Here is a 15,790-nt window from a genome sequence, read left to right on the forward strand (position 1 = left end):
ATTTTCAGTGTAACTGTGGGTATGTGGACAGTTGACGAATAAACGTTGCTGATGGCTAATAGTGGATTAAAGCTATGTATCAGATAAGATACAAATTGCGGATAATGCCGATGTGTTTTTATTATTATCAACTAATATTATAATAGGTAAGGGTTGATAAATACTATTTATAACGACTACAGAGTGATTTTAGCAGCCGCCCTAAAGACTGAACTAGCAGCGCTATAATTGAAGGTTGAATACGCCTTATCCACAAGCATGGCACAACGCGATAAACTCACTTATAATACAGCGAGCACTTATCTGCAATTTATAAACCCTACCTACTAAGCTGCGATGATAAACATGACCGCTATAAATGATTCCACACCTAGTTTAAGCCCTACGCAAAGTTTAGATAATGAGCATCCTGCTAGTATTAATAAGATGCAGCCGTTACGAGTAGTATTCGCTGGTACGCCTGAGTTTGCAGCTACTAGTCTTGAGGCCTTAATAGCTCAACAAGACGCATTGAATATAATTATAGTAGCCGTCTACACTCAGCCGGATCGAAAAGCGGGGCGTGGACAAAAACTATCAGCTTCGGCGGTCAAACAAGTGGCTTTGGCGCATAGCTTGCCTGTTGAGCAACCAGCTACTTTTAAAAAATCAGTGACAGAAGGTATAGCGGCTAGAGAAACACTACGCAGTTATCAGCCAGACTTAATGATTGTCGCAGCTTACGGACTGATCTTGCCGATTGGGGTGTTAACTATGCCTACTTATGGTTGTCTCAATATTCATGCTTCACTTTTGCCGCGCTGGCGTGGTGCTGCTCCTATCCACCGGGCAATATTAGCGGGTGACAAAGAGACTGGCATTACTATTATGCAGATGGATAAAGGCTTAGATACGGGCGATATGTTGTATAAAGTCAGCTGTGTTATAGACTCTGGCGACACTGCAACTGGCTTACATAACAAACTAGCAGCTTTAGGCGCTACGGCTATTACTACTGTGCTACAAGATCTAGCAGGCTATCAACAGCAGGCTATTAGCCAAGATAATAGTGAAGCCAATTATGCCGAAAAGTTAGTCAAAACTGAAGGCGAAATTGACTGGTCACAGCCTGCCGCAGTAATTGAAAGACATATTCGGGGTCTAACCCCTTGGCCGGGTGCGTATACCTTTTTACAAGGCCAGCGAGTCAAGATTTTGGCCAGTTTACCGGTTAATACTAGCCAACAAACCCACGAAACTGCTGGCAAGGTTGTCAGTGTTGGACGCAAAGCAATTTTAGTCGCTTGTGGGATCGCAGCTGATGATAGTGAACAAGATGATTCTATCCAACAGCCCGCTGGCACTATCGCTATCACTGAATTACAGTTTGCTGGTAGTAAGTCAGTCAATGCTGAACAAATTTGTCATGGCAATCAGCTCAATGACGGTGACCAATTTAGTAACGATGCACCTTAATAATTTATAGTTATAGCGCCCTTTAATAAGCCAACACAGATGCCCAATAGGCATAGGAAATCAAGTAATATGAGACAAACCACGTCTAATAGCCCTAGAAATAATAAAAACAAGCCATCAAGTAACTTAAAAATGACTGGTAGCGTACGTGTACGTGTGATTCGAACTTTATTAGCTATCCAAAATGGTCAGTCATTATCTAGTGTATTAGATCCGCTACTCAATAGTCTGCACGAGGGCGATAAAGGTTTTGCTCACGCATTATTATTGACCACTTTGCGCCAGTGGTATGCGCTCGAGCGCCTACTAGATAGTCTGGCTGACAACCCTATTGATGAAAAAGAAGTACGCACGACTATTCAAGTAGGTCTGACCCAGCTGCTGTATTTACAAGTGGCTGATCATGCGGCCATTCATGAAACCGTTGAAGCGGCAAAAGAGATCGAGTTTGCTCATGCTACGGGTCTAGTAAATGCTATTTTGCGCAAAGTGGCCAAGAACCCAAGCAAGTTCCGTAAAAAGTGTGATAAAAAGCACAGCTTGCCTAATTGGCTTGCTTATCAGCTTAAGCAAGATTGGAGTGCTGAGTATGACGATCTTATGCAAGGTCTGCGCCAACCTGCGGCAATGTTTTTACGAGTAAATTCTGCAGTTACTGATGTTAGTAGCTATCAGCAGAGCTTGGTTGATGCTGATATCAGCGCTGATTTGGTAGAGATAACGAGTGCTTTTCAACTGCCTAATCAGCAGCAGACTACTAAGGTTAATACCTCAGTGTTACGTTTAGAGCAAACCACAGCAGTGAGCGGTTTACCTTCCTTCGCTGAAGGGGTGGTTAGTATTCAAGATATGTATGCTCAATTGGCGGCACCTTTGATCAATCAAGCATTTATCAACAAGGTGAGCACTGAGAGCAATGTGGATGATTTGCAGATTTTAGATGCCTGCGCTGCTCCTGGCGGTAAGCTTGCCCATTGGTTAGAGCTATTAACTACTGATAGTCAATCACCATTGTTTCATGTGAAACATACTGATGCTAGTGATGCTAGTGATGCTAATGATAGCACCGATCAGAAATACAGCATTAAACTGACCGCTATCGATAATGAAGCGCCGCGTATTACTCGTATTTATGAAAATTTAGAGCGTCTAAATTTAGAGCAGTCAGAGCAAGTCAAACTGGATATTGTTTGTGCTGATGCTACGCGCTGGCAAGGAGCGAACAGGCAAGCCGATAACAATGCTCCGGTATTTGACGCCATCTTGCTAGATGCCCCTTGTACCGCTACTGGTGTTATTCGTCGTCATCCTGATATCAGTATCTTGCGAACCGAGGAAGACGTAGAACAAACCGCGCGTTTGCAAGCTGAGATCTTGGATAATCTATGGCCACAATTAAAAGTTGGTGGCTATTTGTTATACATCACTTGCTCCATATTAAAGCAAGAAAACGTTGAGCAGATCCAAGAGTTTATGAGACATCATACGGATGCTAGTGCTATCGAATTCACTGCAGACTGTAATTGGGGCATTGCACAAGAAGTTGGTCGTCAGTGTCTGCCGATAGATGAGCTAAAAGGTGATGGCTTTTATTATGCGTTGTTGCGGAAGAGTTAAGGTTAGCGCGTTTGAAGATTTACTTTTAATAATTATGATTTGGGGTTAGGTCGACAATGTAATGGAGCTAAGTCCGACTTAAAAAATCTACCTTCCTTATTATATCTGGTAATCGATGCAGACCTTTTAAGTTTTGTACAATACTTTTTGCATCCATAATATGGAAATCAACACTGGTTACGTAAAGTGGATGTTTGCTTGTACCACGCCATACAGCATAGTCTTCGCTAACGTCTTTAAATTGATTTTTAGCAATTCCTATAATGGGCTTTCTTATTAACAAGTTATCATAGAGATACTTACCTAATCCTGCTTTGCTAATTCCATCCAAAAAGACATAACCATCAATGACAAGTACATCGAAAGGCTCTTCAATTTGACTAATTAAAGCAAGTAGGCATGGCATTTCTCGCTTATAGAATTGACCTGATTCATAAGGAGCAACTTCATTTACAATGGTAGTATGTTGACTCAATATATCGTTAATCTTTATATCTTGGAAACGTATGCCTGCTACCTTTGCTTTCTCAGATTGTAGTAAGGTATCAGTTTGATAATGCACGTCTAGAATTAAGAAAATCAATAAAACTCCTTTTAAATTATTTTAAATAGTAACTTTAAGTTTAATCATCGCCTATATTCACAACAAAATATAGACTCAGCTTTGTTCAATCATCATAATATAACTACTTCAAACTTAGGTTGTATGACTTCTAATCGGTCTTTATCTAATGACGTAACATTCTTTAGCCATACCTTTTTTAAATTGCTGAAAATGCTCTTATTGTTAAGTAAAGACAGTTCTTTAAAATTTTCAATGTTCTTGATATAGAGGGTTTCAACATATTTGAAGCTCTCATTATTTATCCATAGTTTAAAAAACTCTTCTTGTATCTGTTTATCTAAATCCAGTATAAAAAAGTCATCAAATATAATGTCATGATAGCTCTCTATCTTCCTATACACTTCAGGTACATTGATTGGGCAACTTAAGTATCTTTTATTTACTAGAGCATTTCTAGTGGCCTTAAACTTACGAACTCTTTTTGTAATAGGATGATACTCTATACTGACTATTTCCTCTTTGTACTCATAATTCCAATCACGATAAGAAAATTGTACTTTATTCCACGTTAGGTTATAGCTGTACATTAAGTTATCAGAGTGATGGTTTAAGAAAAATTCCTTTGGATCGTATGAATTAAGATTCCACTCAATACGATTCTCAGATATACCGTCTTCATGTGTATATAGTTCAAGGTCACATTTTCCATCTATAAACGTATAAGACATGCCTTGATATAATTTGTTTTTGTAAAGTTGAGGTATCGCGCCAGAACCATGTATATCATCAATTTCACAACTAAATTCTGTGGCATCCAACTGTATAATTGATGGTAGATTGTGTCTACACGGAGAGATGTATGGTTCAATGAGTATGCCTTCATGAGCTATGTATACGTCTAACTGACTGTCTTCTTTATCAAAGAAAATAATCCCTGTATATGGCGTACCTTTGTAATACCATTTGTTATTTACCTCATTCAATAGTGTTGATTTTAGTCTAGGTACATTATCCATATTGACCTTCTTGCGATTTTAAGAGAAAAGTGAGATAAGCTAAGCTTAACATCAAAAACTACCGCAAAATCCATTACAAAGTCGATAAGCCGTTTATTTAATAGAGCTTACCGCTAAAAATATGCTACCCTTTTGCTATTTCTCATTTTTGTATTTAACAGATAAATAAAACAATTCTTTGACAGGACAAAACATGAAATATATTAGTACTCGTGGTCAGACTGAACCGATGGATTTTAGTGATGTGCTCCTTATGGGGCTTGCGCCTGATGGTGGCTTGATGTTACCTGAGCACTATCCAAATGTTGATGAGGCTACTTTAGAAGAGTGGCGCTCGCTGAGTTATCCAGAGTTAGCATTAGCCATTATGCAGCGCTTTGCTACTGATATTCCTTATGCCGATTTAAAAGATATTATTGAGCGTACTTATACTGCTGAAGTATTTGGCGATGCTGAGATTGTACCTGTACGTAAGCTTGAAGATGACTTGTATATTTTAGGCTTATCTAATGGTCCAACGCTCGCGTTCAAAGATGTGGCGATGCAGTTTTTGGGTAATGCCTTTGAATACGTACTCAAGCGTCAAAACGCGCGTATTACTATCATTGGCGCGACCAGTGGCGATACAGGTAGTGCTGCTGAATATGCACTGCGTGGTAAAGACAACATCGAAGTATTTATGCTGTCACCGCATGGCAAGATGAGTGAGTTTCAGCGCGCGCAGATGTATAGCCTGACAGACGCTAATATCCATAATATCGCCATCGATGGTATGTTTGATGATTGCCAAGATATCGTCAAAGCTTTGCAACAAGATGCTGAGTTCAAAGCGGCTTATAACTTAGGTACCGTCAACTCCATCAACTGGGGCCGGATACTGGCACAGATTGTCTATTACTTTAAAGCCTACTTTGCCGTGACTAGTAGCAACGAAGAGCAGGTTAGTTTTAGCGTGCCCTCAGGTAATTTTGGTAATATTTGTGCCGGTCATATCGCTCGTGAAATGGGCTTACCGATTGGACGCTTAATCGTCGCTACTAACGAGAACGACGTCCTTAATGACTTCTTTAATCAAGGCGCTTATAAGCCGCGCGCAACAGATAAAACTTACATCACTTCTAGCCCGTCTATGGATATTTCTAAGGCCTCTAACTTTGAACGTTTCATTTATCTATTGCTAGATAAAGACAGCACTCGCGTTCATGAGCTATTTGAAGGCGTAAAAGCAGGGCAAGGCTTCGACTTATCTGATTTAGCACAAGTAGTTAATAGCCGTTATGGTTTTGCTGCCGGTAAGTCTACTCATGCCGATCGCTTACAAACCATAAAATCCTTGTATCAACAGTATGGTGAATTGGTCGATCCACATACGGCAGATGGTATCAAAGTCGCTAAAGAGCTACAGCAAGCAGGTGAAACTATCATCTGTGCCGAAACAGCACTACCTGTTAAGTTCGCAGACACCATCATCGAAGCTGTCGGCCCTATAGAGATTGCTCGACCAAAGCACACCGAAGGTTTAGAAGCTCTAGAACAGCATGTGGTTATTTTAGATAACAAGGCAGAGCTAGTAGCTGAGCAAATTCGTCAGCAAGTTACTGCTAACCCTGCATAGAGTTTCTATAATAAAACAACAGGGCTATAGATCAGCTCTATAAAACAGTATTTTGAATATTCTAAATCACTAACGGCTATCATTTATTGATAGCCGTTAGTCGTTTAATAATAAACATTAATCTATCAAATAACATAAACCGATAGCTATCGATGAGTTAGCCGACCAGTGCGCATAGCTGTATCAGCAACCATTAGCAGCTGTTTTAATAAGATATAATGTCAAGTTCCACGTGAAACATAGTTATGTTAATTGGTTTTAATCGACATTAATCAGTAAAAATATAATTAATATTGTGCTAAGGTACAGATAGCTTACTGTAGTGTTATAAATCAGCAACCATTGATTAGCGATCATTGAAACTGAAAAAGCACTATAAGCGGCTATGATAAAAGGCGCTGATTACATCGACGTCATACCTTAATTCATATGGATATAATAAAAATGAGCTTTAAGGCTTTAGTGAAAGCACTGTTGATGACGGCCTTTAGTAGTGCATTATGGCTACCTACTGCTCATGCTAATAACCCGCCACCCACTATCAAGGCTGATGCTCCTAATCGCTATATCGTCAAAAAAGGCGATACTTTGTGGGATATCTCAGGCCGCTATTTAGATAGTCCATGGCGCTGGAAAGATATTTGGGCGACCAATACCCAAATAAAAAACCCTCATCTTATTTATCCTAACGATGTACTTATCTTATGCATCATTCAAGGTAAGACCTTGCTTGGGGTTGATACTGGAGAAGGTTGTGCAGGGATAGAAAAGCAGCTGAATGGTGGTTTGCCTGCTAGACCAGTAACGGTGACATCGACAGTCAACAGCATCCCTGCTATTCCACGCTCAGCTATCCAGCATTGGTTAGATAAAACCACTATAGTAAATCCTAAGGACTTCAATACTACCCCTTATATCTTAGCTTCTAAGAACCGCAACTTGATTACGGCTAGCGGTGATACAGTTTATGCTAAAGGGGTAGCACTTATTGTTGGTCAGAATTATGGGGTGTATCGTCAAGGTGAACGCTATGTTGATCCAAAGACCAAAACAGTTATCGGCTTAGAGGTTACCCAAGTAGCGACAGGGCGAGTTACTAGCTCTACTCCTGAGGGAGTCTCTAGTTTGCATTTGAATGCTAGTTACGGTAAGGAAGTACGTGAAGGTGACAGAGTCTTTGTTGAGCTAAATAATAGTATTGCGCCGGTATTCTATCCTAAGCCTGCGACAGTCAGCCGTGGCGGTACCATAGTGCGAGTAATGGACTCTATTAGTTCCGCCGCCCGAGGCAGTGTAGTAGCGATTAATTTAGGGACTAGGCAAGGCGCAAAGCTAGGCGATGTATTGACCGTTTATCAAAAAGGTCCGTTAGTACGTGACACTATCGATAATGACAATCCAGTACGCTTGCCCAGCGAACTTAGTGGAATGGTCATGGTATTTAATAGCTTCGCTGATATCAGCTATGCTTATGTTCTAAGCTCAGATCTACCATTAGGCGTGGGTGATCAGTTACTACCACCGCCCCATTTATAAGGGTTATTTTAATAAGGTATTATTGCAATAATTTACTAACGCCTAAAATGCTATAAAACAAACTAAGAGCCAGACTACTATGACGGTATCTAAGCTTATATTATCAGAAGAGCAGCGTGCCTCGTTGGCACTATGGTATGAAGTGAATGGCTCATTATCTGCTTATTATAAACTAGTCAGTAGTTTTGCTAGTATGCAACAAGCCTGGACAGCTAAGCTGAGTGCTTGGCGTGAGCTAGGTCTTCATCATACTCATCTGAAACGTCACCAGCAAACTGAGCAGACTATTGCTAGTATAGATACTATTATGGCGGCGCTAGAATCGGGTGAGTACCAATTAATATTTGCCGATCAGCCCCAGTATCCTACGCAACTATTACAAATCTATGATCCACCCCCATTATTGTTCTGTCGGGGTAATAGCGCGCGCTTGCAGCAAGCACAGATTGCTATGGTAGGTAGCCGTAAACCTACTGCCCATGCCCAAAAAACCACCTTCGATATGGCGCAATATTTAGCTCGGGTAGGTTATGTGATCACTAGTGGTTTAGCAGTGGGGGTAGATAAATGTGCTCATCTAGGGGCACTAGCTCAAGCTGAGACTAGCTATCACGGGCGTACCATAGGCGTGATGGGGACTGGTATTGACGTCTGTTATCCTAGTCAACATCAGCAGCTATTTGCTCAAATAATTGAGCAAGGTGGCTGTCTTATCAGTGAGCTACTTCCGGGTACACTACCACATAAGCATACCTTTCCTCGTCGCAATCGTTTAGTGGCTGGACTTAGTTTGGCCACTATCGTTACTGAGGCGGCTATTAAAAGTGGCTCACTAATTACTGCCAGACTGACCTCAGAGCAAGGCAAGCAAGTCTTTGCTATTCCTAGTCATATTGATAATACTAACGCTGAGGGCTGTTTACATTTGATTCGAGAAGGCGCTACTTTGATTTATCACCCTGAGCAAGTGCTAGAGGATGTCAATGCGCAGCTTAACTCGCCAGTAGGTTATGCTAAAACAGAGGCAACTAAAGCTGTAGTAAACCCTGCGTCTCGACTCAATAAGCGCTCTGCTAAAGACGAAAGCCTGCCGATAAGCTTAGCTAACCCGCCAGTTCAATCAGCATTCGATGCTGATATTACTATCAAAACTAAGGTGATAATTCCTGAGCATTTGACCGCAGTCTATGAACAGCTTGATTGGCATGGACAAGATTTAGAGGCGCTATTAGTGACTACTAAGCTGAATACCGCGCAACTGATCGGTAAGTTGATGGAGCTTGAGTTGCTAGGAACTATTAGCGAACAAGGGGGTCGCTATTTACGCTTATAACAAAAATAAAAAACCGACCTAAAAAGTCAGTCATTCACTATCTTATTAACCCCTCAAAGCGTTATTATTCCTATCTCTCCTTTTTATCTTTATATCTTATGAAAACAGATGATTTTTCAGCAGAGCCTGTGGCAGTAGAGCAGATAGTTACTAGTAGCCCAAACAAAGCGGCTCAATGGTTAAACTCTGGTAAGCTTTTGGCATATCCTACCGAAAGCGTTTGGGGCATTGGCTGCAACCCTTTTAATCAGTCAGCTGTAGAGCAGTTGTTGGCCATCAAACAGCGGCCCATAGACAAAGGTATGATCGTAGTCACTGACCATATCGACCGTATTGCGCCATTACTTAATACCCTTACTAGCGCGCAACGCCAGTCTATTATTGATAGCTGGCAGATGATGGCTAATCAGCAAGCGCAAACTTGGCTATTACCGCTATCTACTGAGTTGAGTGTACCTATCCCGTATTGGATTACTGGAGCACATAACAGCGTTGCCGTGCGGGTCATAGCTCATCCCCTTATTCAACAGCTTTGCAGTCAAATGGTTAGCGCAGATAACCCTTATGGTTTCATTGTCTCCACTAGTTGCAACCCATCGGGGCAGCCCCCAGCATTGTCCCTAGAGGAAGCTCGCCGTTACTTCTTCAGTACTGATAAACAAAGCCCTGATAAACAAAGCACTGATAAACAAAGCACTGATGAATTAAGTGTTGACATAGAAGCCATTGATAAACAGCGCAGTGCGTCCAAGCAGATGAGATATTTATCAGGGCCTACCTTAGAATATCAGCTACCAAGCCAAATCAGTGATGCCTTAACTGGACAAGTAATTCGTTAATAACCGATCTGCTTGATCATAGGGTATAGTCGAGATTAAATAACATAGATACATCGCTTTATGAAACGAGACTGTGATGAGTTTTTCCAGCTTGCTTTGACTATGCCGACAGAGGCTACAAAAAACTGATCTCAATCTCTCTATATAGTTTTTACAATGAACTGACTATAGAATGATGCTAATACTTTAAAGCTTCCTACTAGCTAATACTTTAATGTTTTGAAGCTATCCTACTGATAGGGCTATTCGCTAACTTGATCATAAATCTCTTCAGTAGCAGCAAGTGGGTCATTGCTAGTGCTTTTGCCTTACCAAAAGCCTGTACAACCAATTTTGACAAAGTCAGTAAAAAAGAACAGGATAATTAGAACGATATACAACAAGTTTAATAGCACTATACCAGCCTATTTTAGCCGAAATTATAAGGATAAGCTCATGAATATTTTAATTAGTGGTGGCTCAGGATTTTTAGGTAGTGCATTGAGTAAAGAGATGATTGAACGCTATCGTCAAGCTGGAAGCGAAGTCAATATTACTTGGCTGACTCGTGATAGTAATCAGGCACATCCTGATAATATTCAGATGATTAGTTATGATGAATTGGCTAAAACCGACCATAGCTATGAGGTGATAGTAAACCTTGCTGGAGCAGGTATTGCTGACTCGCGCTGGACTGATGATCGCAAGCAAGCATTAGTTGCCAGTCGAGTAAAGCCAACAGAGTCGCTACTAGCTTTTATCGCTCGCACAGCTAATAAGCCCAAGCTACTAGTTAGCGGTTCAGCTATTGGCTGGTATGGGGCACAAGGGGACAAACCTCTGACGGAAAGTAGTGACTCTAAGACTGATTTTGCCCATCGCTTATGCCAGGAGTGGGAGCAGTTAGCGCTGAAGGCTTCTGAGTATAATGTACCAGTGGCTATATTACGTACTGGCGTGGTCATCCATCCTGCAGGTGGTATGCTTGGCAAGTTGTTGCTACCCTTCAAGTTTGGAGTAGGCGGACAGTTGGGTGATGGTCAGCAGATTATGAGCTGGATTAGCCGTGATGACTGGGTAGAGGCCGCTATTTTTATTATTGAGCAACACCTATCGGATAAGTCCAAAGCGCTGTCAGCACAGAGTACGGTTCCTAATGATAATAATATAAAACCCGCGAATTCTTCTATTAATAATACTACACCAGCCGTAGTTTATAACCTAACCGCTCCTAATCCCGTGACTAACCATAATTTTACTAAGGCTGTTGGCTCATGGCTACATCGCCCAACCATTTTTACTTTACCCACCCCCTTGTTAAAGCTGATGTTCGGTGAGATGTCGACTTTACTGATTGATGGACAAAAGGTACTGCCACAAGCGTTACTGAATGCTGGTTATGAGTTTAAACAATCAAGTCTGGAAAAGGCACTAGCAGAGCAGCGCTAAACAAGCTATAACAATATCACTGAGCAATGTTTCATGTGAAACATTAAAGATTAGCTATTAATAAATAGTAATACTTAGATGTTTCATGTGAAACTTAATGCTGTAAATCATGGAATTTTTATGGAATCTAGCCAGCTTATAGAGCTTTGCAGAAATCTAGCATAAGATGACCTTACATTAATCAATCAGACCTTTACTATGTGGCTTTTTATCATCGCAACTCAGCTGCTAGCGCTAATCACTAGTGCCCTTTTATGGTGGCTAATACAGCCTAAAAGCCCTGCTAAAACCTTAGCATTGATCACTATAGTATTTGCTATTAATAACTTGGCATTGTTCTATGGACTTACTGAGTTTTGGCGTGAACGTTTTCATATCTATTTGGTTGTTAGTATCCTACAAGGGTTTATGGTTTATGCCGCCATAATAACAGCCGTTATTGGAGTCACTTACACTAAGTTGTTAAAGCAACCTAGTCGTCCTAAGTTATTACGGATACTGGCAGCTAGCGTTTATGTAGGTATTGTAGGACTATCAGTATTTAATGCTTACGCACCAGTAGTCAAGCACCTGACAGTAACGACAGCTAAGCCAATGAAAAAGCCTTTAAATATGGTACTGATATCTGATACTCATTTAGGTAGATGGTTCGGCAATCGTCAGTTAGATAAACTGGCCAGTCTCGTCGAGGCACAGCAGCCCGATGTAGTAGTGATAGCCGGTGATATCATGAATGACAGCACCTTTTATTATGATAAAAATAACATGCAAGAGCAGTTGTCCAAATTGCAGGCACCGCTTGGGGTTTATGCAGTATTAGGCAATCATGATTATTCAGGTAACCAACTAGCCATTACCACAGCAGTTGAAAAGGCCGGAATAAAGGTATTAGATAATGAAAACGTACTGCTAGAGGATTCGGTCTGGCTAATTGGGCGCTCGGACGTTACTGACCCAGCACCGCGCATATCAGCCAAAGATTTAGTCGCGCAAGTGGATACCGATAAGCCAGTGATATTTTTGGAACACAGTCTTGAATCTATGGATGAGTTAAAGCAGGCCCCCATAGATGTACACTTATCAGGCCATACTCATGGTGGGCAAATATTTCCCCTAACCGCGCTGATGCAATGGTTTTATCCATTAATACAGGGGGCTAAGCAGATAGGTAACACCCAATTTTTAGTAACTTCAGGTTATGGGTTTGGTGCGGTCCCTTTTCGATTAGGTACGCGTTCTGAGATATGGGTAATTACCTTGCAGTCAGTCACTGAGCAATCAGCAACTAAATAGCGGCGGTCTACGAGGTGGATAAGCGTTTTGATAAAATGGATGTTATAAACAGCAGTCAGTTATGGCAGTAAGCTATTAGAGCTATGCTTTATTAGAGCTAACGTTTAAGCTATAGCCGTTATTTTTATGGTGCTATAACGCTTGTTTATATACCAGCAAATGCCTTAAAGCTAGCCTCATCGTAGTCATCATCATGAGTGACCATAACAGAGCCTTGGGTAATATTGACATCGACCCAGCGCACCCCTGTTAGGCTGATAGTATTAGCCACCAATTTATCGGCACTTTCTCTATCGGTAATAGTGGTTTGATATAGTGTTTGCATCACAATAACCTCCAGTTTTGCTCAAGCGAAGCAAAGGTTCGCCAAAGCCAATCTTATAACCTCAGCAGAATCCAAAACATCGTTACCGCTATTCTTGGCAACTATTATTATCCTTATAAAGAGTATAACCCTTTATCTCACTACTAGAGTATGACTATTAAGGCGAGCTGCGCTTTGACAACGCTAACTGCACGAGATTAAGTCGTTTTTTTGTGCCGTTGCTACTATTATATTAGTCATAAATCTATTACAGGACAGCGCATGCGCTACGTATTTTTTATTGTCATTATTTTATTATTAGAGCTGTTTAGTCTAGGCGCAGCCCTAAGTTTACAGTGGTGGATTGCGCCGTGGACTAAGCTGGCATCGCAGACAATGGCGATGATAGTAGTGTTCTTAATAAGTAATGGCTTGTTATTATTAAGCGTTAGCAAGCTGCTAAAAAACAGTTATCGCTGGGTCAGTGGCTGGATGCTGGCGATGCATTTTATGGTGCTCACTGCTGCGATTATCATTTTGATATATGGCGCTGGTTGGGTGACTATGACCATGTTTGATAGTGCTACTATCTTCGCTATGCCTGCTATTAGCGTAGCACTAGGTCTACGTGGCGTAGCTTTGCTAGTGTTTATAGGCTTGTTCGTTTATGCTCTATATAGCGCTTATATACCGAAAGTACGTCATCTTACCGTAACTATCAATAAACCTTTATTGAAGCCGCTACGTATCGCAGTAGCTAGTGATTTACATTTGGGTCGTCTGTTTGGTAATAAGGCTATCGATAGATTACAGCGTCTAATCACTCAGTCACAAGCTGATATGTTGCTAATGCCAGGTGATATTATGGACGATAATACTCAGGCATTTAGTGACTATAATATGGCAGCTAACTTAGTTAGATTGTGTGCCAGCCTGCCTTATGGGGTCTATGCGACGTTAGGCAATCATGATTTATATGGTCATGAGAAACCGATCACTGAGTCGCTACGCAACGCTGGCGTACAGTTGTTAAACGATGAAGTGCTACGCCTCGATTATAAAGGTCAGCCAGTGTGGCTAGTAGGGCGCTTTGATAATCATAAACGTCAGCGTATGGCAACGACAGAGTTGTTGGCGCAAGTAAATACTGAAGAGCCGGTTATCCTATTGGATCATAGACCGAGCGATATTATTGAACATAGCCTGTTGCCTATTGATTTGCAGCTGTCAGGGCATACCCATAATGGGCAGATATTCCCTGCCAACTTCATTGTCAGCTCGATCAATCGTCTGGGCTATGGTTATGAAGCCATTGGCAAAGGCCACTTTGTAGTCTCCTCTGGCTATGGCTTTTGGGGCATACCATTTCGCTTAGGCTCACGTTCTGAGATTTGGTTAATTAGCCTCAGTGGTCAGTAACTTGCGCACGAATTTAGCGAACTGGCTGATGATATGGCTAGTTTCAGTGTTAAGACCTTGATGCACCCCTATTAAGTTAATAAAACCATGCGGTGCCCCTAGCACAGTATAAGTCTCTACTTGAGTACCGTTATTTTGCAAGCGCTCAGCGTAAGCTAGTGCCTCATCACGCAAGATATCTAATTCAGCAGTGACGATATAGCTTGGACAGATATTGCTATTGTCACCATTCATCACTGAAACCAAAGGATGTCCTTGCGGTAAAGCACTCTGTGTGATGTAAGCAGTATTAAAGGCTTCCGCTTCATCATTATCCAGTAATAATCCTTGGCCATAAAGCTTCCAGCTTGGATAATCAGACCCAAAGTCAGTCACCGGATACAAAGGTAGCTGCGCCAATGGTAGCGGTAAGTTACTGATACTCTCTACAAAGGTTGATATAGAAGTACCCGTAGAGTCTTTATCCTCACTAAGCTCTAGCCAGAGTGCTGGCGTTGGAGTCGTCACTTGCTGGGCTACCAATATCGCTAGGCAGCCACCAGCACTGTCGCCTGCTAACACAATACGTGATGAGGAAGCCCCCAAGGTTTGCGAATTCTCAGCCACCCAAGCATAAGCTGCCATACAGTCTTTGAGTGCCGTTGGTGCCCGATACTCTGGAGCCAATCGATAATCAACGCTAACCACTGCCCAACCAGTTTGGCTACAGACAGCATGACAAAACTCGTGATGAGTGTCGATATCACCAATACAAAATCCGCCACCATGAAAAAACAGCATCACTACATTCTTATTAGGATCATCAAGGTTACTGCTTGCAGCAGCTAGTTGATGCCGAGGGTGTTGATAGCAGCGAATGGCCATATCACCACCCTCACCATTAGCGATGACTTTATCTTGCCAGTTAACCTCAGTATTTTTGCCAGCAGTGGTCAGGTCAGTATTAACATTAGCACTGGCCTGTCGCCAAACCTTAGGGGCTTGTATAGACACTACATCAGTCGCGAATTTCTTACGTAGTTTAAGCAGTTTATCTACGCTTAGCGGCTTTTTAAGCTGATTATTCACCGCCATAATTAAGCGTAAATGAGCATCGGCATGTGGATATTGCTCAGCAGTAACAGCGTTTAAGCGCTGATTGAGCTGCTTGACTACTGGTGCTGGCAGCTGACCTAAGCCTTTAAATAAATAGTGTAATCTATGCTGATAAACAGTCCGACTAGCAGCTACAGTTTTCATGGTCTTAGTCACTACAGCATTCAGCGATGGTAACGGTAAAATAGACATAAACTCACCTTTATTGGTTCAGCTAAGGAATAAAACGGATGCTAGTAGCGCTGTAGAACTTTTTTGAAACTAGCAATCACAAC

13 protein-coding genes are annotated in these 15,790 nt (G+C 41.5%); 9 read left to right on the plus strand and 4 right to left on the minus strand.

The window, feature by feature from the left end; genetic code table 11:
• The first annotated feature begins 426 nt into the window (after nucleotides 1-426).
• On the plus strand, nucleotides 427-1,455 hold the full coding sequence (gene fmt, locus KZA12_RS08800; protein ID WP_256932908.1) for a methionyl-tRNA formyltransferase: 1,029 nt from the start codon (nucleotides 427-429) through the stop codon (nucleotides 1,453-1,455).
• Nucleotides 1,456-1,524: 69 nt separating this feature from the next.
• Nucleotides 1,525-3,072: a transcription antitermination factor NusB gene (locus tag KZA12_RS08805; protein WP_218689979.1), complete on the plus strand. Its 1,548-nt coding sequence runs from the start codon at nucleotides 1,525-1,527 to the stop codon at nucleotides 3,070-3,072.
• 67 nt (nucleotides 3,073-3,139) lie between these two features.
• Here the strand turns inward: KZA12_RS08805 and KZA12_RS08810 are convergent, their stop codons facing one another.
• Together KZA12_RS08810 and KZA12_RS08815 are read right to left on the minus strand one after the other, a co-directional pair.
• The gene (locus tag KZA12_RS08810) at nucleotides 3,140-3,655 is read right to left on the minus strand and encodes an endonuclease V (protein ID WP_218689980.1); all 516 of its coding nucleotides are present in this window, start codon (nucleotides 3,653-3,655) and stop codon (nucleotides 3,140-3,142) included.
• Nucleotides 3,656-3,747: 92 nt separating this feature from the next.
• Nucleotides 3,748-4,653, minus strand: coding sequence for a hypothetical protein (locus KZA12_RS08815; protein WP_218689981.1), 906 nt, complete (start codon nucleotides 4,651-4,653; stop codon nucleotides 3,748-3,750).
• Between the two features lie 193 nt (nucleotides 4,654-4,846).
• On the opposite strand from KZA12_RS08815, the gene thrC reads away from it, so the two are divergent.
• The 6 genes from thrC (at nucleotide 4,847) to KZA12_RS08845 (ending at nucleotide 12,697) form a co-directional block, all read left to right on the plus strand.
• Nucleotides 4,847-6,268, plus strand: a complete 1,422-nt coding sequence (gene thrC / locus KZA12_RS08820) for a threonine synthase (RefSeq protein WP_218689982.1) — start codon at nucleotides 4,847-4,849, stop codon at nucleotides 6,266-6,268.
• A 444-nt stretch (nucleotides 6,269-6,712) separates the two neighbouring features.
• Nucleotides 6,713-7,804, plus strand: a complete 1,092-nt coding sequence (locus KZA12_RS08825) for a LysM peptidoglycan-binding domain-containing protein (RefSeq protein WP_256932901.1) — start codon at nucleotides 6,713-6,715, stop codon at nucleotides 7,802-7,804.
• 79 nt (nucleotides 7,805-7,883) lie between these two features.
• Nucleotides 7,884-9,137 (plus strand): DNA-processing protein DprA, encoded by a 1,254-nt coding sequence (gene dprA, locus KZA12_RS08830; protein ID WP_218689984.1) that lies wholly within the window; start codon nucleotides 7,884-7,886, stop codon nucleotides 9,135-9,137.
• Between the two features lie 98 nt (nucleotides 9,138-9,235).
• Complete coding sequence (locus KZA12_RS08835; protein WP_218689985.1) at nucleotides 9,236-9,976, plus strand: L-threonylcarbamoyladenylate synthase; 741 nt, start codon at nucleotides 9,236-9,238, stop codon at nucleotides 9,974-9,976.
• Between the two features lie 435 nt (nucleotides 9,977-10,411).
• The gene (locus tag KZA12_RS08840; protein WP_218689986.1) at nucleotides 10,412-11,404 is read left to right on the plus strand and encodes a TIGR01777 family oxidoreductase; all 993 of its coding nucleotides are present in this window, start codon (nucleotides 10,412-10,414) and stop codon (nucleotides 11,402-11,404) included.
• 198 nt (nucleotides 11,405-11,602) lie between these two features.
• On the plus strand, nucleotides 11,603-12,697 hold the full coding sequence (locus tag KZA12_RS08845; RefSeq protein WP_218689987.1) for a metallophosphoesterase: 1,095 nt from the start codon (nucleotides 11,603-11,605) through the stop codon (nucleotides 12,695-12,697).
• 145 nt (nucleotides 12,698-12,842) lie between these two features.
• Here the strand turns inward: KZA12_RS08845 and KZA12_RS08850 are convergent, their stop codons facing one another.
• Nucleotides 12,843-13,022, minus strand: coding sequence for a hypothetical protein (locus tag KZA12_RS08850; RefSeq protein WP_201623711.1), 180 nt, complete (start codon nucleotides 13,020-13,022; stop codon nucleotides 12,843-12,845).
• 261 nt (nucleotides 13,023-13,283) lie between these two features.
• Here KZA12_RS08850 and KZA12_RS08855 point away from each other — a divergent pair, with 261 nt between their 5' ends.
• Nucleotides 13,284-14,420, plus strand: a complete 1,137-nt coding sequence (locus KZA12_RS08855) for a metallophosphoesterase (RefSeq protein WP_218689988.1) — start codon at nucleotides 13,284-13,286, stop codon at nucleotides 14,418-14,420.
• Here the strand turns inward: KZA12_RS08855 and KZA12_RS08860 are convergent.
• Nucleotides 14,397-15,707, minus strand: a complete 1,311-nt coding sequence (locus KZA12_RS08860) for an alpha/beta hydrolase (RefSeq protein ID WP_218689989.1) — start codon at nucleotides 15,705-15,707, stop codon at nucleotides 14,397-14,399. The genes KZA12_RS08855 and KZA12_RS08860 overlap by 24 nt on opposite strands.
• Nucleotides 15,708-15,790: the final 83 nt, after the last annotated feature.

It is taken from the genome of Psychrobacter sp. BF1 (genome assembly GCF_019279065.1).
GTDB classification, from domain to species: domain Bacteria; phylum Pseudomonadota; class Gammaproteobacteria; order Pseudomonadales; family Moraxellaceae; genus Psychrobacter; species Psychrobacter urativorans.